This is a genomic window from Tautonia marina, from assembly GCF_009177065.1.
Taxonomy (GTDB): domain Bacteria; phylum Planctomycetota; class Planctomycetia; order Isosphaerales; family Isosphaeraceae; genus Tautonia; species Tautonia marina.
The window spans coordinates 1-26,658 of record NZ_WEZF01000015.1 but is presented as its reverse complement, the minus strand read 5'-3'; the positions used below and the strand labels follow the sequence as shown (position 1 = coordinate 26,658).

23 protein-coding genes are annotated in these 26,658 nt (G+C 65.0%); 3 read left to right on the top strand and 20 right to left on the bottom strand.

Annotated elements, in window-relative coordinates; genetic code table 11:
- Positions 1-87 precede the first annotated feature (87 nt).
- The 6 genes from rpsJ to fusA all read right to left on the bottom strand — a co-directional run bounded on the left by rpsJ (position 88) and on the right by fusA (position 6,720).
- On the bottom strand, positions 88-411 hold the full coding sequence (gene rpsJ, locus GA615_RS17820) for a 30S ribosomal protein S10 (protein ID WP_169978052.1): 324 nt from the start codon (positions 409-411) through the stop codon (positions 88-90).
- 249 nt (positions 412-660) lie between these two features.
- Entirely contained in the window at positions 661-1,683 is a 1,023-nt protein-coding gene (locus tag GA615_RS17815; RefSeq protein ID WP_152052674.1) for a carbon-nitrogen hydrolase family protein, read from the bottom strand.
- Between the two features lie 280 nt (positions 1,684-1,963).
- Positions 1,964-3,145: a sialidase family protein gene (locus GA615_RS17810; RefSeq protein ID WP_201750226.1), complete on the bottom strand. Its 1,182-nt coding sequence runs from the start codon at positions 3,143-3,145 to the stop codon at positions 1,964-1,966.
- A 30-nt stretch (positions 3,146-3,175) separates the two neighbouring features.
- Positions 3,176-3,832, bottom strand: a complete 657-nt coding sequence (locus GA615_RS17805; RefSeq protein ID WP_152052673.1) for a Uma2 family endonuclease — start codon at positions 3,830-3,832, stop codon at positions 3,176-3,178.
- 41 nt (positions 3,833-3,873) lie between these two features.
- Complete coding sequence (locus GA615_RS17800; RefSeq protein WP_152052672.1) at positions 3,874-4,518, bottom strand: Uma2 family endonuclease; 645 nt, start codon at positions 4,516-4,518, stop codon at positions 3,874-3,876.
- Between the two features lie 63 nt (positions 4,519-4,581).
- Complete coding sequence (fusA, locus tag GA615_RS17795; protein WP_152052671.1) at positions 4,582-6,720, bottom strand: elongation factor G; 2,139 nt, start codon at positions 6,718-6,720, stop codon at positions 4,582-4,584.
- A 332-nt stretch (positions 6,721-7,052) separates the two neighbouring features.
- On the opposite strand from fusA, the gene GA615_RS17790 reads away from it, so the two are divergent.
- On the top strand, positions 7,053-7,253 hold the full coding sequence (locus tag GA615_RS17790; RefSeq protein WP_235905528.1) for a hypothetical protein: 201 nt from the start codon (positions 7,053-7,055) through the stop codon (positions 7,251-7,253).
- Between the two features lie 64 nt (positions 7,254-7,317).
- Here the strand turns inward: GA615_RS17790 and GA615_RS17785 are convergent, their stop codons facing one another.
- The 5 genes from GA615_RS17785 to GA615_RS17765 form a co-directional block, all read right to left on the bottom strand.
- The gene (locus tag GA615_RS17785) at positions 7,318-8,817 is read right to left on the bottom strand and encodes a glycosyltransferase family 4 protein (RefSeq protein WP_161602407.1); all 1,500 of its coding nucleotides are present in this window, start codon (positions 8,815-8,817) and stop codon (positions 7,318-7,320) included.
- Complete coding sequence (locus GA615_RS17780) at positions 8,808-10,631, bottom strand: glycosyltransferase family 2 protein (protein ID WP_152052669.1); 1,824 nt, start codon at positions 10,629-10,631, stop codon at positions 8,808-8,810. The genes GA615_RS17785 and GA615_RS17780 overlap by 10 nt, the downstream gene beginning before the upstream one ends.
- A 280-nt stretch (positions 10,632-10,911) precedes the next feature.
- Complete coding sequence (dnaA, locus tag GA615_RS17775; RefSeq protein ID WP_152052668.1) at positions 10,912-12,363, bottom strand: chromosomal replication initiator protein DnaA; 1,452 nt, start codon at positions 12,361-12,363, stop codon at positions 10,912-10,914.
- A gap of 280 nt (positions 12,364-12,643) precedes the next feature.
- Positions 12,644-12,886 carry a hypothetical protein gene (locus GA615_RS17770; protein WP_152052667.1) on the bottom strand — a complete coding sequence of 81 codons (243 nt, stop codon included), beginning with the start codon at positions 12,884-12,886 and terminating at the stop codon, positions 12,644-12,646.
- Positions 12,887-13,123: 237 nt separating this feature from the next.
- Complete coding sequence (locus tag GA615_RS17765; RefSeq protein ID WP_152052666.1) at positions 13,124-13,372, bottom strand: FmdB family zinc ribbon protein; 249 nt, start codon at positions 13,370-13,372, stop codon at positions 13,124-13,126.
- Between the two features lie 196 nt (positions 13,373-13,568).
- Here GA615_RS17765 and GA615_RS17760 point away from each other — a divergent pair, with 196 nt between their 5' ends.
- Positions 13,569-14,249, top strand: a complete 681-nt coding sequence (locus GA615_RS17760) for an NAD(P)H-hydrate epimerase (RefSeq protein ID WP_152052665.1) — start codon at positions 13,569-13,571, stop codon at positions 14,247-14,249.
- Here GA615_RS17760 and GA615_RS17755 read toward each other — a convergent pair.
- Positions 14,189-16,012: a choice-of-anchor Q domain-containing protein gene (locus GA615_RS17755; protein ID WP_152052664.1), complete on the bottom strand. Its 1,824-nt coding sequence runs from the start codon at positions 16,010-16,012 to the stop codon at positions 14,189-14,191. The genes GA615_RS17760 and GA615_RS17755 overlap by 61 nt on opposite strands.
- Before the next feature lie 352 nt (positions 16,013-16,364).
- Here GA615_RS17755 and GA615_RS17750 point away from each other — a divergent pair, with 352 nt between their 5' ends.
- Positions 16,365-16,967 carry a hypothetical protein gene (locus GA615_RS17750; protein ID WP_152052663.1) on the top strand — a complete coding sequence of 201 codons (603 nt, stop codon included), beginning with the start codon at positions 16,365-16,367 and terminating at the stop codon, positions 16,965-16,967.
- A 17-nt stretch (positions 16,968-16,984) separates the two neighbouring features.
- Here the strand turns inward: GA615_RS17750 and GA615_RS17745 are convergent, their stop codons facing one another.
- The 8 genes from GA615_RS17745 to GA615_RS17710 form a co-directional block, all read right to left on the bottom strand.
- Positions 16,985-17,437, bottom strand: a complete 453-nt coding sequence (locus GA615_RS17745; protein ID WP_152052662.1) for a PIN domain-containing protein — start codon at positions 17,435-17,437, stop codon at positions 16,985-16,987.
- Entirely contained in the window at positions 17,421-17,660 is a 240-nt protein-coding gene (locus GA615_RS17740) for a hypothetical protein (RefSeq protein WP_152052661.1), read from the bottom strand. The genes GA615_RS17745 and GA615_RS17740 overlap by 17 nt, the downstream gene beginning before the upstream one ends.
- 97 nt (positions 17,661-17,757) lie before the next feature.
- Positions 17,758-18,927, bottom strand: coding sequence for a YcjF family protein (locus tag GA615_RS17735; RefSeq protein ID WP_152052660.1), 1,170 nt, complete (start codon positions 18,925-18,927; stop codon positions 17,758-17,760).
- 58 nt (positions 18,928-18,985) lie between these two features.
- The gene (locus tag GA615_RS17730) at positions 18,986-20,389 is read right to left on the bottom strand and encodes a YcjX family protein (protein ID WP_152052659.1); all 1,404 of its coding nucleotides are present in this window, start codon (positions 20,387-20,389) and stop codon (positions 18,986-18,988) included.
- 109 nt (positions 20,390-20,498) lie between these two features.
- On the bottom strand, positions 20,499-20,999 hold the full coding sequence (locus GA615_RS17725; RefSeq protein ID WP_152052658.1) for a hypothetical protein: 501 nt from the start codon (positions 20,997-20,999) through the stop codon (positions 20,499-20,501).
- Between the two features lie 148 nt (positions 21,000-21,147).
- Positions 21,148-22,119, bottom strand: a complete 972-nt coding sequence (locus GA615_RS17720; RefSeq protein WP_152052657.1) for a GDP-mannose 4,6-dehydratase — start codon at positions 22,117-22,119, stop codon at positions 21,148-21,150.
- Positions 22,120-22,266: 147 nt separating this feature from the next.
- Entirely contained in the window at positions 22,267-24,981 is a 2,715-nt protein-coding gene (gyrA, locus tag GA615_RS17715; protein WP_235905527.1) for a DNA gyrase subunit A, read from the bottom strand.
- Positions 24,982-25,820: 839 nt separating this feature from the next.
- The coding region (locus tag GA615_RS17710) for a winged helix-turn-helix domain-containing protein (RefSeq protein ID WP_201750225.1) at positions 25,821-26,658 on the bottom strand (838 nt) is incomplete at its 5' end.

Below are 26,658 nucleotides of genomic sequence, written 5' to 3'. Positions count from 1 at the left end.
GGCGGTTTCGACCAGACGGCGCCAGGGGAGAACCAGGGAGGCTCACCTTCAATGCCTGTCGAAACATTGCCGCGAATGCGACCCGGCTCAGGCCCCGGAGGGCCCGGCCTTGATCTTGATATCAACACCCGCGGGCAAGCTGAGCTTGTTCAGGGCGTCGATCGTTTTGTTGGTCGGTTGCACAATGTCGATCAGCCGCTTGTGCGTGCGAATCTCGAACTGCTCTCGCGACTTCTTGTCGATGTGCGGACTGCGCAAGACGGTGTATCGTTCGATACGCGTCGGCAGCGGGATCGGTCCGTGGACGATCGCCTCGGTCCGCTTGGCGGTTTCGACGATGTCCTTGGCCGATTGATCCAAGATGGTGTGATCGTACGCTTCCATCCGGATCCGGATACGTTCGTTGCTCATGCCCGCCACGGGTCGTTATCCTTCACGCGCTACGAATCGCCGACGCTCGCTCGTCCGGCTGATCGGATCTGTTTGTGCAACTCAACCACGGGGAAAGTCAGATGGTATCGTCCTCAACACGGCTCGTCAATCAGGTTGCGCCGAATTTTACGGATCAACGCCGGATTTCCGCGATCCTGCGGGCGGGATTGGCTGTCTGATCAGGAATCGGCGGGGCCTTGGGCTTGTGTCGAGGAGCGATTGAGCCGCTCACTCGCCCGTCCGAATTCGGGTGAAGGCTCGTTTGCCGTGGATCGGTTGGTAGATGGCGTTGAAGTCCATCGCGTAGTTGAAGTCGTCGATCTCAAGCTGGCGCTGGCCCTTGATGTCGATGTTGTGGACGATGAGCAGTTCCTCGTTGAACCGTGACGACTGGATGAGCCGCAGGCCCGAGGGGGCCCAAAGCCCCGAGCCTCCCCAGAATTTCGCCTTGCTGATGCCGTGGACGCCCACGGCGTTGCAGGCGATCATCCAGACCTGGTGAATCCCGGCCTTGGCGGCCAGGACCATGTCCCAGAGGTCGCCGTAGTAGGTATCGGTGCCGACGTTCATTAAGGGGTAGTCGCGTCGGGCGTACGAGCGCCAGGAGGCGACCTCGATGATCGCGTCGACCTGATCGAGGACGGCGTACTCCTGGGTCAACTGCGAGAACATGATGTCGTAACAGGTCGTGAAGCCGAACAATCCCCAGGGGGTTTGCAGGTCGAGCCGGTCTTGCTCGCCGGTCCGGGTGTACCGACGTTCGATCGGGGGCAGAAACACCTTGTCATAGCGATTGCTGCCGCCGAACCAGTCGCTCGCTCGATCGATGACAAACGTCGAGTTCAGCAGACCGCCTTTGGAGCCGTGACGAAAGCCATTGAGGACCACGGCCATGAACGTCTCATCGAAGAGAGGCCGAATGACCTGTTCGACCCAGTCAACGTGGTTTTCCATGCATGACTGTTCGATGTAAGGTCGGCAAGTTTGCTCGTCGTCCCAGACATAGCCGGAGAGAGAGAACTCGGGGAAGATGGCGACGTTGACTCCCCGTTCCTTGAAGATGGCGCAGGCTCGGGCGATCTTGTCCTTGTTCGTCTCGATGCCGGGCACCACGGCGGCGATGTTGGCCAGCCCGATCGAGAGAAAGTGATCGAACTCCGAGAATTTCCGCTCGATGACGAGAAATTCCTCGACGAGTTCCGAGGGTTGGATCAGGGTCGGGCCGCCATCGGGCAGTTCGGAAGGCTCCATGGCGTCTCTCTCGGGACGATGGGATCACGGGGAATCGACATGGAGAGGTGATTCGACTCGTACCGGGAAGAACATCGGCATGCAGGGGCGGGGAGCCCTTTGGAAAAGCTCGAAACCTCCGCGTGTCGACGTCTGATGACCGAAATGTCTGGCCAGATGGCTTGCCGAGGCCATGAGAGGGCGAGGCGACCTGCAAGCCGATCCGACCGAAACCCGTCCTTGTGAAGCCCCGCCGATGAGCCTGGCGACCACGGCCAGGAGCGATCGGGAGGCCGAGCGATCAATCGTCGCCGAGGTCGTCGGGAATACCGTCGAGGGTCCGGAAGCCTTCGATCCGGTGGAAGGTCATGAAATTGGCGTCATGTGCGTTGTGGGCACCGCCGAGGCCGTCATCGAAGGCGGTCCGGGAGGCGACGATCAGGTCGTCACCGTCAAAGAGCCAGTCGACGTACTGGAAGGCGTGCTTCGTCACGTCGGGGTGATGGAGGACGACGGCGCGGATCTCCCAGTCCTTCAGATTGGTCGAGGCGATCAATGCCAAGGTGTTGCGGGTCCGGCCGGGTTGGCCGAGGTCGTTACGCGGGGGGACCCAGTTGGTCAGGGACCAGTACGCCTCGGTCTTCGGGTCGTATCGGATCGTGAACTTCTTGGCGCCGCCGGGGAAGCGGATGAAGCTGGACTCGGGGTCGAAGGAGGCGGTCTGGCCGTCCTTGCTGATCCGGACGACGGCGGCAAAGCCGGGATCGGGCTTCGAGTCGACGCGGAGAATGTCGACGATCTCCCCCTCGGGAGTCACCACCGCGTTGCCTTCGAGCCAGCCGCCGAACGTGACCGGCGCGAGCCAGGAGAGATCCGAGCCGAGCCGGTTGCTGGAGGTCCAGCTTGCGGCGTTCAGGAGGTCGGCATCGACCGGGGCCGACATCATGAAGGCTCGGAAATGGACGCCCCAGCCGCCGGGGCCTTCGGCGTCTTCCATCGCCCGCCAGAGGCGCCCGTCGTGCTCAACGACGGGAACCGGGGCGCAATGGTACTTCTTCCCCGGCAACAGCAAGCCCGAGGAGGAATCGACCGGCTCGGTCCAGGTGGTGCCGCCGTCGGTCGACCGGCGGATGACCCCTTCGCCGTATTCCCGACTGGTCCCCATCAGGTAGAGCGCATCGCGATGGACAAACAGGGTCGACCACCACTGCCCCTTGATCGTGGCGATCTGATCCCACGATTCCCCTCGGTCCTTCGACGCGAAGACCACCGTCACGTCCTTCGAGCTTCCCGGCCCGAAAAAGTCGTGCGAGGCAACGTAGGTGCCATCGGGGAGGACGGCGAGGCTCGGCGAGCCGATGTATTGCCGGGACGAGGCCGGGCTATGGTCAATCACCACGCCGGGGACGTTTGAAAGATCGGGCATCGGATCGTCGCTCGGGGCCAGCAAGGCGAGCAGGGCAAGCGGGGCAATTGGCGTCATTGCTGGAGCCTCGGGAAAGGGGGATGGGATTCAGGATTGCGGGGCCGGCTGAGGTTCCGGGTCGCCGTCAAAGAGCCGCGTCAAGGCGAGTCGGAACCCGGGAACGACCGCGCAGCCGTCCAGCTCGTCCGAGGCGGAGAGGATGCGGACCTCCGTCGCCGACGAGAAGACGAACACCCGGCGCGTCTCGGGATAAACGACCCAGACGAGCGAGACCCCGGCCTCGAAGTATTCGACGAGCTTGCGGTCCAGTTCGGCGGCCAGGTCGGAGGGGCTAACGACCTCGACCGCCAGATCGGGGGCCATCTCCCAGGCATTGGCGCGGGGCACTCGCCTGCCTCGGGGCCATTTTGCCGTCGACACGAAGGCGATATCGGGCCTTCGGCGGTTGGTGCTCTGCGCCCTGAGTCGAAACAGTTGTTCGACCAATGCCTGGCCGAGTCCTTGCGACAGGGCCACCACATTGAGCTCCTGGGCCAGGTAATTGGCGATGTCGAGTTCTAGACTCCCCATCGGCGGGCACTCCACGACGACACCATCAATCACCTCGAACAGGATCTCACTCGACGACGGCGGCACAAAGTCGTCGGCTGGGACGTCGGCCTCGACAACTGGAGGAGGAGACAGCGGCGTACCGATCGACTCTTCGGGGATCGTCGTCGCGTCGGGGCGGGTCGCGGTGGCCATCAGTGGTGCTCCTCGTTTGAGGACAATCGGATCTCGACCGCTCAGGACTCCGAAGCAGGGCCAGGCGCGGTGTCCGGGTCGTCGTCGAAGAGCCGGGCGACGGGGAGTCGGAAGCCAGGGAGAATCGCGCCGCCGTCCAGTTCGGCCGGGGGAGTGAGGATCTCGACGGCAGTGGGGGAGGAGTAAACGTAGACTTGCCGGGTTTCCTGGTAGATGACCCAGACGGCGACCGTCCCGGCCTGAAAGAAATCGCTGATCTTGCGGTTCAGGTGCGCGGCCAGGTCGGAGGGGCTAACGACCTCGACGGCCAGGTCGGGCACGACTTGCCAGGAACTCGCCTTCGGGGCCCGTTTTCCGACGGGCCATCGGTCGGCCGAGACGAAGGCCACGTCCGGCTGCCGGCGGATCTTTCGCTCGGGGTTGATCCGGTAGAGGACCTCGACGAAGGCCCGGCCGAGCTTCCTCGGACGAGCGTAATCGTTGATCAGTTCGGCCAGCAGGTTTGCAATATCGGCTTCAAAGGTTCCCATAGGCGGAATCTCGATCACCTCACCGTCCACGACTTCGTAGAATACGTCCTCGCCCGGAGGAGGGACGATCGGATCGTCGGCTTCGGTGGCGAGGTGTTCCGGGCGAAGAACTTCGGGATCAACCGTTGCGGCGTCGGGGCGGGTCGCGGTGGCCATCGTCGATCGTCCTCCTCGAAAGGCGGGCGGGCAGGGGAGACACCGTCAAAGGTCGGGCGGCGATCAGTCCTCATCGTCCATGCCGGAGAGCTTCCGGAGCATCGCCTCGGGGGCGGGGGCGTAGTCGAAGGGTTCCATGCTGTAGCTGGCGCGTCCCTGGCTGAGGCTGCGGACGTCGGTCGAGTAGCCGAACATCTGTTCGAGCGGGGCACGGGCCTCGACGACCCAGAGCTTGCCGCGCTGATACGTCTTGTCGATCAACGCGCGGCGGCTGGAGAGGTCGCCGGTCACGTTGCCGAGGAAGTCCTCGGGGGTGACGACCTCGACCTTCATGATCGGTTCGAGCAGCACGGCCCCGGCCTTTTCAAGCGCCTTGTTCAGGGCGTCGGTCGCGGCGAAGCCGAAGGCCAGCTCGTTGCTATCGACCTCGTGCGTGTCGCCGTCGGTCAGGGTGACTTTCAGGTCGACGAGCGGGTAGCCGGTGATCCCGCCCGACTTGGCGTCCTCGCGGATGGCGGCCTCGACGGCGCGGACGAACTCGGTGGGCACGTCGTTCGGCTTGGCCTTGTTGACGAACCGGACGACCGGCGCCCCCTTGGCCTGGGTTTCCGGCTCCAGGTCGATCGTGACCTTCGCATACAGGCCCGAGCCGCCCGTCTGGCGAATGCACTGGCCGTGGATTCCCTTGACGGCGTGCTGGATCGTCTCGCGGTAGCTGACGCGGGGCTTGCCGATGCGGACCTTCAGCTTCAGGTCGCGGAGCATCTTGTTCTTGATGATCTCCAGGTGCAATTCGCCCATGCCGGAGATCAAGGTCTCGCCCGTTTCCTCGTCGAACTTGTAGGTGAAGGTCGGGTCCTCGCGGGCCAGAGAGACAAGCGCCTCGGCCAGCTTGTTCTTGTCGGCCGAGCTAACTGGCTCGATCGCCATGCTGATGACCGTCTCGGGGAACTCGATCCGCTCCAGCAAGATCGGGTGCGCCTGGTCGCAGAGCGTGTCTCCCGTGACCGACTCCTTCAGGCCGACCACGCCGACAATATCGCCGGCCAGGGCCTGATCGATCTGCTCGCGGTCATCGGCGCGGATGTGGTAGAGCCTCGAACAGTTCTCCTTCTTGTTCCGGCCGGGGTTGAGCGGCCGAGTGTTCGACTTGAGGATGCCCGAGTAGACGCGGACGAACGACAGGTCGCCGTGCGCATCGTGCGTGATCTTGAAGACGAGGCCGGAGAAGGGGGCCTTCGGGTCGGGAGGACGCTCCAGCTCGTCGCCGCTCTTGGGGTGTTCCCCCTTGACCGGGGGGACTTCCAGGGGGCTCGGCAGATAGGAGACCACCGCATCGAGCAAGCGCTGCACGCCGACGTACTTGAAGCTCGACCCGCAGAGGACCGGCTGCGCCTTGCCCGTCAGGGTGGCGCGACGGAGGCCGGCCCGGATCATCTCGGGGGTCAAGGGCTCGCCTTCGAGCGCCATCATGTAGTGCTCGGCGAAAGTCTCGTCGAACTCGCTGAGCTGGTCGAGCATCGTTTCTCGCCAGTGGTCGAACGTATCGCGCAGCTCGTCGGGAATCGGTTTCTCGGTGATCGTCGAGCCGAGGTCTTCGGTCTGGTAGTAAAGGGCCTTCTGCTCGATCAGGTCGATGAGCCCCTGAAACTGGTCGGGGTTCCCCTCGGGGCCCGAGCCGATCGGGATCATCACCGGGATCGGGTGCCCGGCCAGACGGTCGCGGATCTCGTCGTAAACCCGCTCGAACTCGGCCCCGATGCGGTCCATCTTGTTGATGAAGCAGAGGCGGGGGACGTGGTACTTGTCGGCCTGCCGCCAGACGGTCTCGCTCTGGGCCTCAACCCCCTCAACCGCCGAGAAGACGACCACGGCGCCGTCGAGCACGCGGAGCGACCGCTCGACCTCGGCCGTGAAGTCGACGTGGCCCGGCGTGTCGATGATGTTGATCGTGATCGGCTCGCCCTGCGCGTCCTTCCACTTGCAGGAGATGGCGGCGGCGACGATCGTGATGCCGCGCTCGCGTTCTTCCTGCAGGTAGTCGGTGGTGGTGCTTCCCTTGTCCACATCTCCCATCCGGTGGATCTCACCGGTGTAGTAGAGGATGCGTTCGGTGGTGGTCGTCTTGCCGGCGTCGATGTGGGCGACGATGCCGATATTGCGAATCGAGGCCAGAGGGCTGGGTTGTCCGTCGCTGTCCATGATGGGCCGTCCTTCGGGGCAAGGCGATGCTGAGCGAAGCCGTCGGCTGCTGCAAAAAGGGGCAAGAGCAAGTCAAAACGACTCGCGAACAACCCGTCGGTCACGGGCCGGTTGACCGCAAAGGGCCAGCGGGTCGAAGCCGTTCCGACGGTCCGGATCGACCCGGCTCCCGCCAGGGGAGAGATGTTCCAGAATAGCCAACCACAACCCGTTCCGCCCAGGGGAGACACGCGCACGCCCTCGCAAAGCTCGGTACAATCCACGGAGTCACCGCCCCCTCACTGCCTTCTGTGCCTCATGCGAAACGCCTCTCGAAGCCAGCTCACAACCCCATGAACGAACGCTCTCCGGAAATGGCCGCGAGCCTCTGCCGGTCGTGCGTCTCGAAGCGAGACGTGGTGACGGGCAAAGGCTCGCGGTTTCTGCTCTGCGAACGTTCGCGGACCGATCCGAGCTTTCCGAAGTATCCGATGCAACCGGTCCTCTCCTGCCCCGGATTCGAACCCCGAATCGACCCTCCTGTCCGAGACTGACGCGGAGCGTCGCCAAGGTCCGACGAGCGAAGAAGACACCACGGCCGACGAACGTCCCGATCGCTCAGGCGGCGTCTCGCCGGGTGGTCTCGGTCGCCGAGGCCGCAGACGCGACGACGGACGAATCGCTCCGCGCCTCGGTTGTCGTCGTTGCAGGCGGGGGATTGGTCGGAGCGTTCCAGACGGGTGGATCGGTCTGGAACGATCGGCGAAGCGTCGAGCCAACCAGGGCCCGAGCCTGCCGGCCAACCAACCGTCGAGAGAGGCACGCCATCGCCCGGCCAATGCGGCCAACCTTTCGAACGGCCCGCTGGAACGATCCTGCCGACATCTCGGCGCGCAGGGCTCTGAGGGTCTGTTCCCGGGCGTCGACCTCGGCCCAGAGGTTGCCGATCCGACGATCGCGCCTGGCCACCTCGGATTCGAGCCAGAGGATGTATCGCTGCCGTTCCTGGAGGTGATCCGACAGGTTGCTCCGATGACTGTTGTCCCGGAATTCGACCCGAGAAACCTGGCGAATCAATGACGAGCGATTGAATGGGGCGAGCGCCTCGATGGTCGCCAGAATCTGGTCGGCCTGGTCGTCCCAGGTTGGCCAGGCCTCGGCGGTGGCCAGGGCGTTTTCCTGAAGGGTTCGGACCTGCTCCGGGTTGTCGGCGAATTCGCGGATGGCCTCGGCCAGACGGCTCCACGAGTTCATGGGCGTCAACCGGCAGTTATACCGATCGGCCATGTACTCCTCGGCCCCTTGCACGTCCCAGCAGACGGCCGTGCCGCCGGTGGCGAACATCTCCAGCGGAGGGCCGAACATGCCTTCGGCGTTCGACGCCTTGACCAGCACGTCGCTGTCGGCGTAGATCGAGGGCATCCGGTGGTAAGGCACCTGGACCTCAACCCCCTGGCAATGCGGGCCGATGATCGCGTGATCGACGGTCGCCCCAACCCAGCGGTAAGGCACCTTCAAACCTTCGAGCAGCCGGATTGTCTGGGCCACGTTTTTCCGAGGATCGAGCGGTGGCCCTTCGACCAGGAACCGGACCGGCTGGCGGCCTCGACCCGGGGGCACGCGGGGCATCTCTCGCCAGAGGGTCTTGTCCAGGCCGCTCAACACACAGAATGTCTGCTTCGGCTCGATCGTGTAGTGCCGCTCAATGTGCCGGCGCAGCCAGTGGGCCGTCGTAATGACGTTCATCTGGCTGGAGACCACCTCATCGAACTTCTGCTGCGCCTCCGAGTTCGGCTCGGCAAACTGCCCCTCGACGGCCTGCATGAACCAGGCGTAGTGGTCTGCGTCCAGATCGGCCATCCAGGGAATGCAGGCCCACCAGGTGGCCATCACCGTGTGATAATGCACTTGCCTGGCCTCGGGCAGCGAGACGATCCGGAAATGCCGACCATCCTGCTCGCTCAGGAACGGAATCGTCCCCTGGGCTTCCGTCGGAGGCAAGATCAGGTCAATCCCGTACCCGGCCTTGGCCAGGATCACCCCCCAGTTGAGCACGATATTGATGCCGCCGGAGATTCCGAGCAGCGGCAAAGCGATGCCGATTCGTCTCACAGCCATTGGCTTTGCCCCCGATCGCATGCCAGCTCGACGGCTTCCTCAAGCCGGCCATCCTCTCCCACAGCCAGCTCGTTGTTACCTGGATGGAGGGCGATATTCACCAGACCGTCATGCCCTTCGGCCCGAGCCCCGACCAGGGCCATCCGCCACCAGAGGTACAGGTCCTCGCCGTAGTGCAGGCGATGATCGATCCCCCCGGCCCGTTGAAACAGCGATTTCGAGAAGCAGACCCCGGAATTGCAGAAGAAATTCCCGAGTTTCCGGAGCGTCCCCGGAAGGTTCTCTGATTCGACCGTTCCCGGTCCGGCCAGCGGAGTGTTCCAGGGGAACCCTTCTCGCATCGTCCGGCCGAAGTCCTGGAAGACCTTCTTCGGGTAGTAGATCGTGTCGTCTCGCCAGGCAGTTCCCTGGCTCGTCAAGAAGTGGAAGAAATCCGGCTCCAGCCAGTCGTCCGAGTCGAGCACGCAGATCAGATCCCCCGAGGCCGAGCGGATGCCGACGTCCCTCGGGATCGTGGCCGAGCCGCAAGGCCGGGGAATCTCGATGGTTTTCACCCGGAAGCGGTGCTTCATCAGGTGGCCTTCGGCCAGCCGTAACGCTTCGAGCGTCTCGGGAGGGCTGCCGTTGCTGACGAAGACCACCTCGATCCACGGATACGACTGGTTGAAAATCGACGACGCCAGGCGGATCAGCTCGGTCGTTCGGTCATAGACCGGAACCACGATGCTGACCAGCGGTTCGGTCATCTCGTTCGGCACCGTCGCACCGGAGCCGGTCCTGGGACGATCACTGAGCGACCTCAGCCAGTGGCCGAGCAAGACGCTCGAGAGCTGCTCCTCGCCACGATACAGGTAGAGCGAGGTCCGGGAAAGCCCCTCACAGTCACACCGAAAGAACCGCCCCTCGTGAAAGAGAAAGGCCGGTCGGCTCGGGTCGCGACGGGTAAGCAGCGCGATCGGTTCATTGCCGAGGACAAACCCGGCAGGCCCAACCCCGGCCTTGGCCTCCGAGGTCGTTTCTGCCGGGGCCGGCTCCACCTCGATCTGAGGAACGTCGGCCAGGGCTGTCCTGACGGATTCGGCAAAGACCTCGTCCGATCGGGACGAAAGCGTGACCCGCAGACCTGAGCCTCCCGAGGCGAACCGCATGAGGGCATCGAGAAAGGCAGGCGTGTCGTCGTTCTCATCCACGAAGGCTGAAATCAGGCCTTGCGAACACGACCCGATCACCTCGGAATCCTCGGCCGGCGCGAAGGGCCAGTCGAGCCGACCTTGCTCAAAGACGATCCGGTGTCCCTCGGTTCGGAAGGCGCACGGGTCGGCCGTCACCCGACGGCTCGGCCGAATCGCCGCGACCTCGTCGTTCAGGGCCCTTGAGCCGAGCACCAGTGCGCCGACGCACCCGGCCACGGCTTCGGCCGAATACGGACGAACCTCGGCAAAGAGGCGAGACGCATCAGGACTGTTGCTAATGCATTCAATCTTGTACTGCTCAACGGTCGCTGCCAGCACTTCGAGCGCGGCGGTCAGATCGGCCCGGTGCGACGGGCGATCGACCGAGAAGTCCGGCGGGAGGACCAGCGCGAGCTTCGGCCTCCAACGATTGTGAACGCGCGGATTGGTTTCATGGACCAGCCGCACGGCGGCCTGCCGGTCAAAAAATGAGCCGAAGAACTCGTCCCAGAGGGCGGTTGCCTCGGCGGTGTTGGCTGCGATCGCCGGTCGGAGAGGAAAGCCCGAAACGAGAGTGGCCTCGGGACGATGCACACGAATAGGCTGTTCACGGCCGATCTTCGCCGCTGCCAACGCTCCCATGATCCGGCTCCTCCGTGAGCAAATCGCGCTCGATCCTGCCGGCAGTGTCTCATGACAGAACACACCGGCCCAATCGAGAGAGGCAGCGGCGGACTATACTTCGAGTCCCAGACAGGGGCAACGCCAATCGCAACGTCGCTGGCGTTGCCCCGGCGTTCTCTGGCGTCACCATGGCGAGCGAAAGGATTCTCACATCTCTCCATGAAACAACTGGATCGCCTCGAAACGCATCGCACGTTCTCGACGTGACCTCGATTCGCTTCGGTGGCCAGGATCCGTTTCAGGTCCCCAGCGCCCGTTCGACGGCCGAGAGGATCTCGCCCATCGTCTCGAACCCGGCCAGGAGCGACTGGCGTTGCTCGTCCTGCAGCCAGGCGCGGACCTTCTTCTCGGCCGAGATGACCGTCGAGTGATTCCGGCCGCCAAAGTAGCGACCGATCTCGCTGTAGGCCGCTCCGGTATGCTTGCGGGCCAGGTACATGGCCATCATTCGGGGGTGGGTCACGGCTCGGGAGCGGCCGTCGGACTTCAGGGCATCGGGCGGCAGGTCGAACAAGGAGGCCACGGCCCGCTCGATGTCGCGCAGCGCCACCGCCTGCGCCGTGTGTCGGATCGTGTCGCGCAGGGCCGATTTCGCCAGGTTCAGGTCGAGCCGCTTGCCGGTCAGGGTGGCGTGGGCGAGAACGCTGTGCAAGGCCCCTTCCAGCTCTCGGACGCTCGTGCGCAGGTGTTCGGCGATATACGAGGCCACCGCCTCGGGCAATTCGACCCCGCGAGCCGCGGCCTTCGCCTTGAGAATCGCACGCCGGGTGGTCGGATCAGGAGCGTCGAGCTTCACGACCATGCCACCGAGCAACCGGGTGGCCAGCTCGTCGGAGAGCTTCGGAATAAGCCTCGGGTGCTGATCGCTGGCCAGCACCACGGCCGCCCCGGCGGCGATCAGGGCGTCGAAGGTGTGTTGAAACTCGTCTTGCGTCGCCCGCTTTGAGGTCAGGAAGTGCACATCATCGAGAATCAACAGCTCTGCGCTCCGGTATCGTGAGCGAAACCCGTTGAGCGTCCCGGCTCGCATCGCTTCGAGGAAGCTGTTGGTAAACGCCTCGGCCGTCTGATGAATGACCCTCATGCCAGGGTGTCGCCGTGCGATCGTCTCGGCCAGGCCTTCCAGCAGGTGCGTCTTCCCCAGGCCGATGCCGCCGTGAATCACCAGCGGATTGAACGCCGAACCGGGCGACTCGGCCATCTCGATACACGCGGCCAGAGCCAGGCGGCTGCCGGGACCGGGCACGAACTGATCGAGCCGTCGAGGGGCTCTCGCCCGTCGCGAGCGGGGATGATCGACCGGCGGCCTCGGCGCGGGTTGATCCACGGGGGCCGCGGGAGACGAGGTCGGTAGCGGCACCGACGGCCCTCGCCTCCGATCGTCCGGCTTCGAGCGATCGGGAGGCCCAGGGGCGACCTCGTCCACGCTCGGCTCCAGCTCATCGGCCACCTCGAAGGCCAGATCCAGCCGACGGCCGGCGATCTGTTCTCCCACGGCCGACAGCTCGCGGGCGTACTTCCCTCGGATCCAATCCCGGAAAAACCGATTCGGAACGCCGACGGTCAGGCAGTCGCCCTCGACGCCGAGCCGGACCTCGTCGCCGAACCAGAGCCCAAAGCGAGACTCGCCGACTCGCTCGGCCACCGCCGCCCGCAGGGCCGGCTCATGCTCGAACCGCCGATCGACCATGATCGACCTCTCCCCCTTCATCCGCGAGAGCATCACGCGCCGGAACTTCCTGGAACGACCGATCGGCCGACGCGTGACGATCACCAACCAATGATCGCCATCGGCACGCCCGATCTTCAGGACGGCACGACGAACCTAGGGGGATATGCGCCCGGATCCCCTCGAAGTCAATCGGCTTCGAGGGGCGCTGGCGCCACCTGGCGCGAATAGGAAGTCGAGCGCTCGCGCCGACTTACGGCAAGGCCTCCGGCGCGGTCCGGCTGGCGCGATCCGGGCGCCCTCACGGCCGTTCGGCCGGGCCAGGGGCCATCCTGAGCGTTTCCTTGTGCGAGTCTCCGGAAGCGGCCAGCGCCAGCGCCCTCGCCCGCTCATATTCCTGCTGGCGCTGGACCAGGCGTTCCACTCTCCAGACCGGTTGCGGTTTGGTCTCCGACCGATCTCCCAGGATGATCGTCAACAGAAACACCACGAACAGGCTCAAATGCAACCGGACGTCCAGGAGCCATGCAAACCAAAGGGCCATCGGATCTCCCTCCTTCGTAGCTCTTGCGGCTTCGCGCGAGCCGAGCAGACGGACGGCGATCCCGGCCCCTTCCGCCTCGATCGCGGGAGGAGGGTGTCTTCAGCATCGAACCGGGCAACGCCGCATCGCGTCACGGTGACTGGAATTCACCGTACGGCGCGCCCGGCCATCGGTCTTCTGTTTTTTTTGGCGATTTTCCAACGTAGCGGATGTTCGTGATCCGGCATCCCTTCGGGCTTAATTGTCCATCGCGCAGAAACCCCCGCCGCAGCCCATCGCTCCGCAACCACCCGCGGGCATCGGCGCGTCGCAGACGGGAAGCGAGGAGGAGGCCGAGCCGCTCGACCGGGCCGAGGCCGGAACGCTGAACTGCTTCGTCAATTCCGAGGCGCCGCACGACGGGCATTTCGGCGTGTCGGACGCCGAGCGGACAAGCGCCTCGAAGTCTCGATCGCAGGCATCGCAGTGATATTCGTACAGAGGCATGGTCGTCAAACGCTCCGGCCGGATCGTTAAGTGAGGTTCCGCGTTGCTGGCGGGATCGGCCCGATCAATCCGAGCAGGGGGTCGGTCGTCGGATCGGTGGGCATGCCGGTATTATAGGGGCCGACGTTGCCGGGCCGTCAACGCAAAGGCTCTCCCCGGCGGCTTCCCTTCGCCTCGGTCGAGGAGACGACGCCAGATGACTCCCCTTCGCCCCCTCGCTCGCGACGAGGTCCGAAGCATCGACGCGCGGGCCGCCGATGAGCTGGGCCTCCCCACCCTCGTCTTGATGGAAAACGCCGGCCGAGGGGCCGCCGAATGCCTTCGAGTCGCCGCCGGCCCCGAGCCGAAGCGCGTGCTGATCCTTTGCGGCTCGGGCAACAACGGCGGCGATGGCGCGGTCGTCGCCCGGCATCTCGACGCCTGGGGATGGCCGGTCCGGGTTCGCTGGACCGTCTTGGCCGATCAGCTTCGCGGCGACCCCGCCACCCAGCACGCCATCCTCGACCGGGCCGGGTTTGATCAACGCTCACTGACCGACGCAAACGACCTCGACCCCCAGCTCTCCTGGGCCGATTGGGTCGTCGATGGCCTGCTCGGCACCGGCCTGACCCGAGCCGTCGAAGGGTCGCTCCGCGATGTGATCGAGGCCGTCAACGCCTCGGGCAAACCGGTGCTCGCGCTCGACCTGCCCTCGGGCCTCGACTGCGACACCGGCCGGCCGCTCGGGGTGGCCATCCGAGCCCGTTGCACCACCAGCTTCGTGGCCCGCAAACGCGGCTTCGACGCGCCGGGCGCTTCCGATTGGACCGGGGCCGTTCAGGTCGTCGAGATCGGCGTGCCCGGCCTGCTGCTCGATCCGTTCCGCTCCCGGATCTGATCAAGCACCCGAGCGATCGCCGGATGCAACGATCGCCCCGACTCGCTCGATGATTCGACCGACTGCCGGAGCGCTCGTCCCAGGGCCGCCGCCCGATCCTGCACGGCCGGAGCCACCCGAGACGGTCTCGGCAGGGCCGTTCTCAGGTCGTCTACCGCCTGTCGAGCGGCGGCTACGATCGGCTCAGGGTCCACCACCGCCGCGATCCTCTCACCGAGATCCGGCTCCGTCCCCCCATTGGTGAGCGTGACAATCACCGGTTCCTTGGCCCCGGCCGATTCGACGATCACCTCATACGTCCCCGGGATGCCGTTGGCGATGGCCTGCACCTGGGCAACCCCCTCGGTATTGACCCGCGCCGGGTTCCCGACCAGCACCGCCGAAGCCCCTTCCGCGGGTGCCCGGAAGACAACCTGGCCCCCTTCGAGCGATCCCCCAACGTCGGAAGCGAGTCGCACGACGAGCGGCGCGGTGAAGGGTTGGCCCGGCATCGCCTCCTGGCCGCTTCCCGACTCGACGAGCAGGGAAAAGGGGATCGACTCGACGGCTCCCAGGTCGGTCGACTCGGCCGAGCGGGCGGTCCCTCGCAGGTCGGTCTGGAAGGCCGCGTTGTAGAGTCCCGCCCCAATGGCCGGGCTCCCCGGCAAGGGAGGGCGGACCAGCAGCGAACCGCCGTACAGCCCGAGCGGCCCCAGCATCGGATCGACACCCGGCATCGAAACCGCGCCGGTCGTCTTCCCCGAAACCTTGCCGACCAGATTCGGCCCCTTGAACTCGAACGGCCCGAACCGCACAAACACGTCATCCACGACATTGTCGGCGACGATCGACGAGGTGATCGACGACGGCTCGATCCGGGGGCGCGTGACGTTGCTGTAGACGGCTCCCCCTTGCTGATTGGCGAGGTTGTCGGTCAGGGTGCTGCCGTTGATGTGAAGGATGGAGGTGTTATACACTGCCCCACCGCGGCCGATCGGCACCCGGCCGGGAGCCAGCACGAAGGCCTCGGCCGAGTTCTCGGCCAGGAGGCTCGTGTTGATGCTCGTCCAGCCCGAGTTCCAGATCGCTCCCCCTTCTCGGTTCGTGGAATTTCCGGTCACCGAGCTGGTCGAAAGCGTCAGGCTGTTCGCGTTGAAGATCGCTCCTCCTCGGCCGATCCCAGCCGGGCCGAGGCCGATCGTCCGCTCCCCCGCGGCCACATTGTCCCGGATGGACGACGAGCCGATCGAGAGAACCCCCGTGTTGTAGATTCCCCCTCCCTTCGCTCCGGCCACGTTCCCCGAAACGTCGCTGAACAGCAGGTTCAGTTCCCCATCGTTCAGGATGCCGCCGCCGAACTGCGCCTGACCGCCCGAGAACGCCAGGTGCTTGACCGTCACCGTGGCCGTCTCGCCGACGGTCAGGAGCCGGAATTCCGGCGTCTCCGGTACGCTGCTTCGGACAATCGCCACCTGCGACCCCTCGGGACCGGCCAGCTCGACCTCACCGATCAAGCTCGGCAAGGCGCTGTTGAGGACAATCGGCCCCGGAACTTCCGGCGCAATGTTAATGATGTGCGCCTCACGAGGCACCCGGTTCGCCTGCTCAATCGCATCCCGGAGCGTCCCCGGCCCGGTATCGGCGGCGCTCGTCACCATGAACGTCGCCATCACGACCCGAGGCTCCAGCGATTCGATCGCTCCGACCAGCGCCGTCTTCCTGCGAGCCGCCTTGCCCGGACGCCCGACGACCGCCCCGCCTCGCTTCCATCCGATCGCAGTCATCCGAAGCACCCCGCTTCCGGCCTGTCCGTGCCCCAAGCCCTTCCCGACCCCTCACCCGCCGCGCCGATTTGGGTGTTCCCCTTCGGCTTCGATCTCCGAAGGCAGACGCCCGGCAAGGGGTCCGGCTCATCTCGGATCTTCGGCCCGCTCCCTCGTCCGAATTGAATGATTCTTCGGATTGCGCGGATTCTTCCGAGCCAAGCCCATCTGCGGCGCTCCATCTTGATTCCCAGATCACGTCATCGGAGAGAAATGAATTGATGCAGGGTTACCGCCCTCGGTACAGTGACGCTTCGGCATCGAGCCGTTCACGTCGATTGTTCAATCCTCCCGTTCTGTCGAGGATGCTCCGATGATTCCATCGAACTTGCGGCCCTTGTGCGCAGTCATGACCCTGGCCTTCCTGCCCGGGATCGCCTCGGCCCAGTTCGGCGGCGGGGGCCTCGGGCCGTTGGGCGGCGGCATGATGCAGGGCCAGGAGCCCCCGGAACTTTCGGAACGGATGGTCGAGGTCGAATCGTCAACCGGCAAGCGCGTGTCCGGCCCGCTTCGACTCGGCCCCATTGCCATCGACAGCGACTTCGGCCGCTACGAGATCCCCCCGGAGAAGCTCCGCGCCCTCCGCTTCGACATCCCGGAGGGGAATCCTTCCATGAACATGAACGTGATGGTGGTGAGCGGCGTCTGGACCATGACGGTCCCCGGCGCGGTCGTCGCCAAATCGGGCGAGGAACTTGCCGGACCGCTCCACCTGTTCGCCCCCTTGAAGATGACCACGAACCTCGGCCCGTTGATTCTCGACCCCTACAAGCTCCGGTCCATCACCTTCCTCCCGGATGATCCCGGGAACGACGACGCCGAGGACCCAGATACCGAGGACGAAGACCGAGAGGATACCGAGGACGAAGACCGAGAGGATACCGAGGACGAAGACACGCCCGAGCCGAACCCCTGACCCGGCAAGCCCCGACCTCAGGCCGGGAACACCTCGAACGGGTGGACGATGCGAACCCCTTCGATCTGCCGGCCATGCTGGAAGTCCTCGGTGGAGAGAACCGTTGCGCCGTGCTCCTTGGCGGCAGCCCAGACCAGGGCATCCCAGAACGAGAAGCCATGCCGGGGGATGGCGTCGGGGGCACGGAGCGTCATCGAGGCGGTCAAGGGCACGACCTTTCCAATCATCAGCAACCGCCTCAGGATCGTTGGAACTTCAGGCGGGGCCAGCGGCTGCTCCCGGCGTCGGCTCATCAAGACATTACTGAACTCGTTGAACACCTGGGCACTCATCATCAGTCGTCCTTGCTCCGAAAGTGCCGCGAGAAGTTCAATGGCCTGGTTGTGCTTCGCGAGGTCACTTGGATCATACGCGTAAACAACCACATTGGTATCAACCATCACCGGTGCAGGGTCATCGGTTCCGCTCATTCAGTTCCTCCCGGGTCGGGTAGGGAGCCCCCCCCAGATCAATCCCCCGCCTCATGTCGGCAAAGGCTTCCTGACGCAGGGCTTCGCGTTCCTCGGGAGCGATTGAGGCCTCGTCCAGGAACGTCACCAGCACCCGAGCCCCTGCCGAGACTCCGGCCGGACGTTCCGATAGCTCGATCACACCATCGCGATAGGTCCCCGAGATCGTCGTCAAGTGTGCCATCTGTCGACCCTCGTCGCACAAACCGAATTCGACCGTTGATTCATTGGATCGAAATGACTCGATTACGGGCAAATCCAGGAGAATCGCCCCGCACCACTCACCCCCGGATCGGCCGCAAGGCCCGGATCGCGTAGCGGCCAAACCGGCGCAGGAGCAAGCCGTTGACCGTCCCCTGGGTCACGCCGGACGAGAGACGAGAGAGCACGCCTCGGGCAACCTGGCTGTGGATCAGGTCGTGCATCTGATCGAACGAGGCGTCGGCGGCCTGGTCGGTGAATTCCTCCAGGCGGGCGGCGACAAACGTGTTGCCGAAGACGTGTGCGGTGATCTTGATGGTCGACCAGTTGTCGGCCCGCAGGTGGTAGAGCCGGCAAAGACTGCCGATTAGTTGATAAGCGTTGGCGACCACGATCAACCCATCCAGGAATCCGCTCGGCACAATCGCCGTCTTCACCCCGACGGCCACGGCCTGGCGTTTCACGAGCGTTCGGGCCATCTCGTCCAGCGGTTCGAGGAAGCGGGCCTCGAACTCGCGGACCCAGTCGTCATCGGTCGCCGCGTCGTGCGAGAGCAGGCGGGTCCGCTGAATGAGCAATCGTTGGGCCGCTTCGGGTCCGGCAATCGACACCAGAACGCGCGTGTGGCGAGGGTCGGTCGGATAGCCTTCCAGAAATGTGAGCAACTGACGCTTGGCGATTGCCCGATTGCGGCGGGCCTGAGCCTGGACCGACCGGCGATGACTCAGCGAATCGGCCCGATCGACCCGCACCCCCGGCGAGATCGGCAGCGTGAAGTACTTCCAGATCAGGCCGACTGCCGCGATGGCAAACATTCCCACCAAAACCGCCGCCACCCCGTAGCCAATCGCCTGCACCACCGGCGGCCAGACCGCCAGCGCCGCCAGGAAGCTCGCCGCCTGCGAGGCCACGACCAGCAGGAGCACCGCCGTCACCAGCACGACGATCAAGGCCCCGGTCCCGCGATCCACCCAGGGGCGATCGCGTTCCTCAAGGATCGGCTCATCGTCGTCGATTGGCGGCAGATCTTCGAGGAACATCCGGGGCGGGCCGACCCTCGACTCATCGAGCACGGGAACCGGAATGCCCGAGTCAACCGGGCGCGAACGCCGCTCCCTGGCGGGTTCCAGCTCGGGGGTCGGTGTGGAGGTCGGCTCCGACCGCGTCTCGGGCGCAGGGCCGGGTCCGCGCTCCTGCTCCTCGCCGCCGGGAATCCCGGAGGATGGGCCGTAGCCCGAGGGATGACTCATGGCGGGCTCCTTCTCAAGAGAGGAGACAATCTCATCCTTTGATTCGATTCAGAATGTCTTATTTCAGATCAAGCAAAAACCGCGTCAACCGATCGAGATTGATCTGAGGAGGCACCCGCACCCGAGCACGAGGCAACGAAGGCTCAGGCCGAGGGAACCGGAAGCGGCCCGGCTCGAAGTGGTCGGGCCACTGGTCCGGGAGCCGCGAGACGGTGGCCTGCACCTCCCCCTTCGGCGAGTTGTAGCGGAGCGTATCGGCCGGGTCGCCCGGCTGGGTCCAGGTGGAGTGGACGGCCGCAACGATCAGGTGCTCCACCGTCAGATGCTTTCTCGCCTGGTGCGGCCGGATGATCGGCCGGGTCAGTTGCGTCAGGAGGTCGAGCAGCCGGTCGCGGTCGTCCCGGACCACCCGATCGGCCTTGGTGGCAACGAACACAATTCGACGCACATGAGCATACTTCGCTTGAAACAGAGACAGGGTCCACAGCCCCCAGTCCACGACCTGCTGCGCGGGGGTGAACCCTGGATCGACGGCGGCCAGCACCTGTTCCAGGAACGCCCGATAGGCGTTGACCATCCCGTGCCCGCCTTCGAGCAGGACCGTCACATCAACCAGCACCACCAGATCATCGCACCGACTCAAGGCGTTGGCGAACGGCAAGACAACTGCCTCGCGATAGCGGGCGTACCGCCCGGCAAAGGTCGATGCCAGGGCGGGGGATCGCTCCCGAACCGCCGGGGGCAGCGGGGCGAATTCCTCCGACCGAGCCAGCCCGCACATGCCGCGATCGGCCTTCAAGGCAATCCAATCGGCCTCGGTCGCCGGGCGGTCGGGGCCGAGCTTCGCGTCGAGCGAGACGCCTTCGGGGTCGAGCACGAAGCTTGACGGCGAGATGAACGGCATGAACCGCGTGTGCAAGGTGGCCAGCACGGTTCGGTAGGCGGCCAGGATGTCGGGCTCGGTCGCGCCGGGCCGCTCGGCCGTTTCAAGGTATGGCCGGGCGATGCGGGCAAACTCGGCCTCGTTGCGCAAGACACCCAGTACGGCATCGCTCCAGGCGTCGAAGGTGGGGTGCGAGGCGATCACCATGTCCGCCAGGCGTTCGCCCGGCAGATCGACGAGCGACAGGTCAGTCGTCCACCAGCTCCCTTTCCCAACGACCAGCTCGGCCCGGTACTCGTTCAGGCGGTCGGTCTTGGCGGGCCAGTCGGAGTCGATCAGGCGGTTGTAGTGGTCGTCGACGTCGAACCGCTCGACGCAAAGGGCAGGGGGGAGTTCGCCCAGCAGGGTCATCTCGGGCGCATCGGGTCCGGACCCAAGGGGAAAACGGTCAGGATCATGATTGCGCAGGTGCGCTATCAAAGAGGTCAATAGGACCGTCTTGCCACTGTAAAAGAGGCCGACCAGGCCGACCGATCGGCGGGATCGAAGCGGTTGTCGTCGGAATGGGTTGAGGATCATGAGCAGACTCGGCCGGGGAATGATCCCCAGAACACACCAGCACGGAAGTGGCCCAAAGGCCCAAACTCAACCGCCGCTCCAACGGCTCGGCCGCCGGGAAATGGCTGGCTCAGTAAAGGTTCTCCTCGATCTTCTCGACGACCGAGTCGTTATGGAAGACCACCGTGATCATTCGCTTGCCGTTCGACCACCGGACGGTCCTGCGCACGTCCTCGCGCGGCTGGCCGTCGTGGTCGGAGACGGTTCCCGAGGAGTTCGACACGCGCCGGCCGAGATTCTCCCACTTCCGGTACTGACCGTTCTCGTCAACGATCATCCCCTGCTCGCCGATCACCTCGCCCGAGCCGAGCATGTCGTGGACCTCCCAGGAGGACATCCCCGGCCTGATCTTTGTGTAGGTCTCGCGAGTCACGGGCGAGTTCGGACGCTCGACGGGAGCAATCACCGCGGTTGCCGTCTCGTTCGAGGGTCGGAAGACGAACCAGGTGCAAAGCCCCCCGATTGCGAGCCCCAGCGCCAGCCCCCGAGCGAACGACCGGCCGCTGCCGCCCCCCAGAGCCCCCGGCTTCTGACCCATCACATCATCATCGGTCGACAAGTCAGCCTTCATTGCCATCGGCCTCCCTCGGGATCGTGTCCGCACCTGGCGACGGTGTGATCGTTGATGTCCAGGAATGCTTATTCGCTCGATCCGGGAGATTCTTGCAACCTTTTTTCGGTTCGGAGGGAGGGGAGATGTCGCCTGATGGCTCGGGGCGTCAGGCCGGGGCCGGAAGGTGGGATCGCCAGAAGTTGAGCATATCGGCCAGCGTCTGCTCACTGGTCCAGCGCGGTTCCCAGCCGGTATCGGCGTGGAGCTTCGAGGCGTCTGCCAGGAGCAAGGGCTGATCAACCGGCCGAACGCGAGCGGGATCGACCACCACCTCAACCGGCCGATCGGCCAGCCCTCGAAGGATGTCGAGCAAGTGGGCGAGCGACTCGTTGCGGCCGGTGCCGATGTTGTACACCTCGCCCGGTCGGCCCGATTCGGCCAGCAGGCGATAGGCGCGGACGATGTCGCGGACGTCGGTGAAGTCACGGACGACCTGAAGGTTGCCGACCTCGATCCGAGGGCGATCGCCGCGCTCGACCTCGGCCACCTGGCGGGCGAAGCTGCTCAGGACGTAGCGGTCTTCCTGCCTCGGCCCGGCATGGTTGAACGGCCGAGCGATCACCACCGGCGTGCCGTGCGCCAGCCAGTGCTGGATGCCGAGCAGGTCGGCCGCCGCCTTGCTCGCCGCGTAAGGGTTGTTCGGCCGCAAGGGGCAGCGTTCGGTGACGGGCAGATCCTCGGGGCTCGGGTTGCCGTAGGAGACGCCAGACCCGACCAGCACGACCCGGGGCTTCTCGTCCAGTTCGGCCTGCCGGATCGCTTCGAGCAAGGTGAGGGTGCCGCCGAGGTTCAGGTCCCAGGTCGCCCTCGGGTCGTCGAAGCTGGCGTGCGGATTGGCCTGCGCGGCCAGGTGGTAGATCGCCTCCGGACGCTTCCGGGTCAGCATCCGGGCGAGCGAGCCGACCGAGTCGGCCAGCAGGTCGAACGTTTCGAGCCGGACGGCCTCGGCCAGATGGGCGGTCGAGTCCGGCCATCGTCCCGAGGCCGACAGGCCGACGACCGCGTCCCCTTGGTCCAGCAAGTGCTCGGCCAGATGGCCGCCGACAAAGCCGGTGATGCCGGAAATCAGCGCTCGCATGGCCGGTTCTCCCCTCGACTCCCTTCGAATCACCCTGCTCCCGACGAGCCGTTGCCAAAGGGTAATCGTCTCGGTCGAACCGGACAAGGCATGAAGGTCGAGGGGCGGCCAGGCCCGCCCCCCATTCGTCCAACAACAGCCGAGGCATTACTCACGGTCGGGCTCGCCGTCGGCGTCAAGGTCGTCGATGTGATCGCTCGCCTCGGCCGGGCCGACCCCATCGTTGAGGAGGTGGTCTGGTCGAGGGGTGGGTCGGGCGTCGTCGGCGTCGGCGTCGCCATCAAGGGGGCCCTCGGCGATCGCCTCGCCCACGGCCTCATCGAGGATCTCGTCACCGTTCGAGCCGTTCAGTTCCTCCTCGGGCAGCTTGGCGAGCGAGCCGACCGAGTCTCCTTCCTCGATCCGGATCAGGCGGACCCCCTGGGTATTTCGGCCGATCATGCTGATGTCGGCCACGCGAGTCCGGATGATGTTGCCGCCGACGGTGGTCATCATGACCTCGTCCTCGTCGGTGACCTTGGCAATGGCGACGACCGGGCCGTTGCGCTCGGTGGTCTTGATATCAATGAGCCCCTTGCCGCCACGGTTCTGAGAGCGGTACTCGGTCAACGCGGTCCGCTTGCCGTAGCCGTTGTTGCAGACGGTCAACAGGCTGGCCGGGTCGTCCTGGCCGTTGGCGACGATCATGCTGACGACCTCGTCGTCCCCTTCGAGCTTGATGCCGCGGACGCCGTGAGCGGTGCGGCCCATGCTCCGGGCGTCGGACTCGTCGAAGCGAATCGCCATGCCCTCCTTCGTGGAGATCAAGACATGATCGCCCGCCTTCACCCGGCCGACGGCGATCAGCTCGTCGCCGTCGTCGAGGCCCAGGGCGATGATCCCGCGCCCGAGCGGCCGCTTGTAGGCGGTCAGGGGGGTCTTCTTCACCGTGCCGCGACGGGTGCACATCATCAGATATTCGTCTTCGGCGAACTCTCGGACGGGGAGGAAGCCGGTGATGCGTTCCCCCTCGTCGAGCTGCAGGAGGTTGACCACGGCGCGGCCGGCGGCGGTCCGGCTGACCTCGGGCACGTCGTAGACCTTCAACCAGTAGACCTTCCCCTGGTCGGTGAAGAAGAGGATGTAGTCATGGGTCAAGGCAACGAACATATGCTCGAGGAAGTCGCCTTCGCGGGTGCTCGTGGCCGAGATCCCCCGGCCGCCTCGGCCTTGCGCCCGGTAGGTGCTGGGGGGCAGGCGCTTGATGTAGCCGGCGTTGGTGATGGTGACGACCATGTACTCTTCGCGGATCAGGGCTTCCTTGTCGAAGTCCCCGAGTTCCTCGCTGGAGAGTTCCGAGCGGCGAGCGTTGGCGTACTTCTGCTTGAGCTCGCGGAGGTCGGCGCGGATGAGGTCGTAGATCAGGCGTTCGTCGGCGAGAATGGCCTCGTAGCGGTTGATGTCCTCGCGGAGCTTCCGGTACTCGTCGGCCAGCTTGTCGGCCTCCAGGCCGGTGAGCTGCTGGAGCCTCATGGCGAGGATCGCGTCGGCCTGGTTGCGGGTCAGGGGGCCGGTGGCCTGGGCGTCGGGGTTGTCGAGGGCGCGGCGGAGAATCTGGTCGGAGACTTCCAGGCCCATCAGGCGGGCGCGGGCCTCGCTCGGGTTGGCCGACGAGCGGATGACCCGGATCACCTCGTCAATATAATGAAGGGCGATGAGCAAGCCTTCGACCACGTGCGCCCGCTGCCGAGCCTGGCGGAGCTGATACTGGGTCCGGCGGCGGATGACGACGACCCGGTGTTCGAGGAACAGCCGGAGCATCTCCTTCAGGGGCAAGGTCCGAGGCCGGCCATCGACCAGCGCCAGCATGATGACGCTGAAGGTGTCCTGAAGCGGCGAATACCGGAACAACTGGTTGAGGACGACGTTCGGGTCTTCCCCGCGCTTGACCGTCACCACCACCCGGACCGGCTGCTTGCGGTCGCTGTGGTCGTCGACGCCGGAGACGCCGGTGATCCGGGCGTTGTTGACCAGATCGGCCAGCTTCTTCAGGAGCATTTCCTTGGTGAGCTGGTACGGGATCTCGGTGAAAATGATCTGGCTGCGGCCGTCGCGGAGTTCCTCGATCTCGTACTTGGCCCGGAGGGTGATGCGGCCTCGGCCGGTCCGATACGCCTCCATGATCCCCCAGCGGCCGCAGATGGTGCCGCCGGTCGGGAAGTCGGGGCCAGGGAGGTGCTCCATCAAGCCGGCGAGGTCGATCTCGGGGTCGTCGATCATCGCCACGAGGGCATCGCAGACCTCGCCCAGGTTGTGGGGCGGGATGCTCGTGGCCATGCCGACGGCGATGCCGCCCGATCCGTTGACCAGGAGGTTCGGGAACTTCGAGGGGAGGACGCGAGGCTCGGAGAACTTCTCGTCGTAGTTCGGCTGGAAGTCGACCGTGTCGAGCTGGATGTCTTCGAGCATCTCGGCGGCGACGGGGCTGAGCTTCGCCTCGGTGTACCGCATGGCGGCCGGGGGCAGGCCGTGGATCGAGCCGAAGTTCCCCTGACCGGTGACAAGCAGGTGCCTCATGTTCCACCACTGGGCCATGCGGGCCAGGGTGGGGTAGATCGAGTTGTCGCCGTGCGGGTGGTAGCGCTTCATCGTCTCGCCGACGATGCCCGCGCACTTGCTCGTGCCGCCCCCGGGGGAGAGGCCGAGGTCGCGCATCGCCACCAGGATCCGGCGCTGCGAGGGCTTCAGGCCGTCGCGGACGTCGGGCAAGGCCCGGCTGACGATGACCGACATCGCGTAGTTGAGGTAGCTCTCCTTGAGCTCGTCCTCGATGTTCAGCGGCGGGGTCGGCAGGTGCCCTTCGGTCGGCGATGCGGTGCTCACGGTTGGTACGATCCCTCAACCCGTCGGGGCGATCCGGGGCCAGCGATCTGGAGCCCTGGCGTGGTGAACAAGAGTGAAGGCCCATTGTACCCGAAATCCTTGGCGTCCACAACGCTGAGTCGGCCCGCTGCCAAGGGGTTACGTCGGGTTTGAAGGGAGGGGAGGGGAGGTTTTGAGCCACGGATGAAACACGGATGGAACACGGATGAGAGGGAACGGCGAAATGGGGAACGGTTGGGTGGGTTGAGATTCGGGAGGAACGGGTTCGTTTCGTCACGGCGCGTTCGGGGGGAATGGGTTCGTTTCGTCATGGTGCGTTTGGTGGGAATGGGTTCGTTTCGTGTGTTGAACTTCGGGGCATGGGTTCGTTTCGAAGGGCAAACTCGGGAGCGATGGGTTCGTTTCGCAACGCGAGGAATGAAATACGTAACCATTTGCAACAACAAGGCTTTGAACGACCAACCTCCCTCAACGGTTGGCTCGCCATCCGGCTGACCGAAGGGGGGTTATCCCTCAACGAGCTGTTCGGGTGCGCCGATTGGTGCGCTGTTCGGTGCGCCCGTTGGTGGCTGTTTGGTGCGCTTCGGGTGCGCCCCTCGGTGCGCTCTGGGTACGCCCCTCGGTGCGCTGAGGCGGGAGCAGGGGAGTATGATCTCAGGTTGCCAAAGAGGACGCCCCGAGCCGACCGCTCAGGGAAGGGGGAAACGAGATCGGCAGATCCTCCATGACAACATCATCGAAAACGGAGGCCGCGGCAGTCACTCAAAATGGGATTTTGGCATGGTCTCGGGAGAAGGCTGATAAGCATGGCCCCCCGGTTGCCGGGTGACCCCGGTTGCTCAACGTCGAGTGTGACCGCTCTGATCCTCGAAGTGACGCCGGCCTGTCTCAGTGACCTCCCAGATTCCTCGGGGGCTCGACCGGCTCAGCAGGCCCTTCTTCACCATCGTATTCCGGGCCCACTGTGCGGTATTGCGCCAGCGAGGTTGTCCGGGCGTTGACATCAGACTCTGCTGATCGACCTCCTGGAAACGATCCCTCATTTGTTGGCCGACACCGTCCAGCACCCGGTGCATCGGCGCCCGGCCCCCTAACCCGATGAGGACCTCCAGGATGGGGAGAACGAAGGCCTCCTCGGGTGTACGAAGCCCCTGGTCAAGTCGCTGACCTTGCAGAGTCCCCGCTGCTTCCCGAGAGCCGTGTGTAAGGAGATGGCGTTGCTCCATCTCACCGGCAGGTTCGAGAACGAACCGCTCGACCAGTGCGAAAATCGACCTTGATCGGAAGTCCAGAAATTCCCCAAACTTCCGATCCCAGCCAGGGTCCGAACTCAGTTCGGGCGGGACCAAGTGGTCGATCAGCGAGTCCTCCAGCTCGGAGTTGGACTTCTTCAGTTCCCCAAGGTATGCATGCGGCGGGCGCTTCCCTACGCGGAGGTTGAGGTTCTTTGGGATCAGCGTACGGTTGACAACGCAATCGACCATTTGCAAGGCCTCGACCCGCTCAACGTCCAAGTCTGACCCCGCAGCGACATAAGCCTTCGGGAAGATGTGGTGGTCGTCCAGTGGCCGTGACGGGTCGATTCGCTGAGCGCTGCGCCAGTCTCTGAGTCCCTGGGCTGCGTAGCCGATCAAGTTGAGCACCCCTCGGTAGATCGCACTGGATCGCTTGGTATAA

Excerpts from the sequence above, each read along its gene's own strand:
- GA615_RS17720 (WP_152052657.1), bottom strand. The coding sequence starts at position 22,119 with ATGCGAGCGCTGATTTCCGGCATCACCGGCTTTGTCGGCGGCCATCTG.
- GA615_RS17760 (WP_152052665.1), top strand. The coding sequence starts at position 13,569 with ATGACTCCCCTTCGCCCCCTCGCTCGCGACGAGGTCCGAAGCATCGAC.
- GA615_RS17785 (WP_161602407.1), bottom strand. The coding sequence starts at position 8,817 with ATGGCTGTGAGACGAATCGGCATCGCTTTGCCGCTGCTCGGAATCTCC.
- dnaA (WP_152052668.1), bottom strand. The coding sequence starts at position 12,363 with ATGGTCGATCGGCGGTTCGAGCATGAGCCGGCCCTGCGGGCGGCGGTG.
- GA615_RS17750 (WP_152052663.1), top strand. The coding sequence starts at position 16,365 with ATGATTCCATCGAACTTGCGGCCCTTGTGCGCAGTCATGACCCTGGCC.
- GA615_RS17790 (WP_235905528.1), top strand. The coding sequence starts at position 7,053 with ATGAACGAACGCTCTCCGGAAATGGCCGCGAGCCTCTGCCGGTCGTGC.
- GA615_RS17745 (WP_152052662.1), bottom strand. The coding sequence starts at position 17,437 with ATGAGCGGAACCGATGACCCTGCACCGGTGATGGTTGATACCAATGTG.
- GA615_RS17755 (WP_152052664.1), bottom strand. The coding sequence starts at position 16,012 with ATGACTGCGATCGGATGGAAGCGAGGCGGGGCGGTCGTCGGGCGTCCG.
- GA615_RS17730 (WP_152052659.1), bottom strand. The coding sequence starts at position 20,389 with ATGATCCTCAACCCATTCCGACGACAACCGCTTCGATCCCGCCGATCG.
- GA615_RS17770 (WP_152052667.1), bottom strand. The coding sequence starts at position 12,886 with ATGGCCCTTTGGTTTGCATGGCTCCTGGACGTCCGGTTGCATTTGAGC.
- GA615_RS17725 (WP_152052658.1), bottom strand. The coding sequence starts at position 20,999 with ATGAAGGCTGACTTGTCGACCGATGATGATGTGATGGGTCAGAAGCCG.
- rpsJ (WP_169978052.1), bottom strand. The coding sequence starts at position 411 with ATGAGCAACGAACGTATCCGGATCCGGATGGAAGCGTACGATCACACC.
- GA615_RS17805 (WP_152052673.1), bottom strand. The coding sequence starts at position 3,832 with ATGGCCACCGCGACCCGCCCCGACGCGACGACGATCCCCGAAGAGTCG.
- GA615_RS17740 (WP_152052661.1), bottom strand. The coding sequence starts at position 17,660 with ATGGCACACTTGACGACGATCTCGGGGACCTATCGCGATGGTGTGATC.
- GA615_RS17735 (WP_152052660.1), bottom strand. The coding sequence starts at position 18,927 with ATGAGTCATCCCTCGGGCTACGGCCCATCCTCCGGGATTCCCGGCGGC.
- GA615_RS17780 (WP_152052669.1), bottom strand. The coding sequence starts at position 10,631 with ATGGGAGCGTTGGCAGCGGCGAAGATCGGCCGTGAACAGCCTATTCGT.
- fusA (WP_152052671.1), bottom strand. The coding sequence starts at position 6,720 with ATGGACAGCGACGGACAACCCAGCCCTCTGGCCTCGATTCGCAATATC.
- GA615_RS17810 (WP_201750226.1), bottom strand. The coding sequence starts at position 3,145 with ATGACGCCAATTGCCCCGCTTGCCCTGCTCGCCTTGCTGGCCCCGAGC.
- GA615_RS17800 (WP_152052672.1), bottom strand. The coding sequence starts at position 4,518 with ATGGCCACCGCGACCCGCCCCGACGCCGCAACGGTTGATCCCGAAGTT.
- GA615_RS17815 (WP_152052674.1), bottom strand. The coding sequence starts at position 1,683 with ATGGAGCCTTCCGAACTGCCCGATGGCGGCCCGACCCTGATCCAACCC.
- GA615_RS17765 (WP_152052666.1), bottom strand. The coding sequence starts at position 13,372 with ATGCCTCTGTACGAATATCACTGCGATGCCTGCGATCGAGACTTCGAG.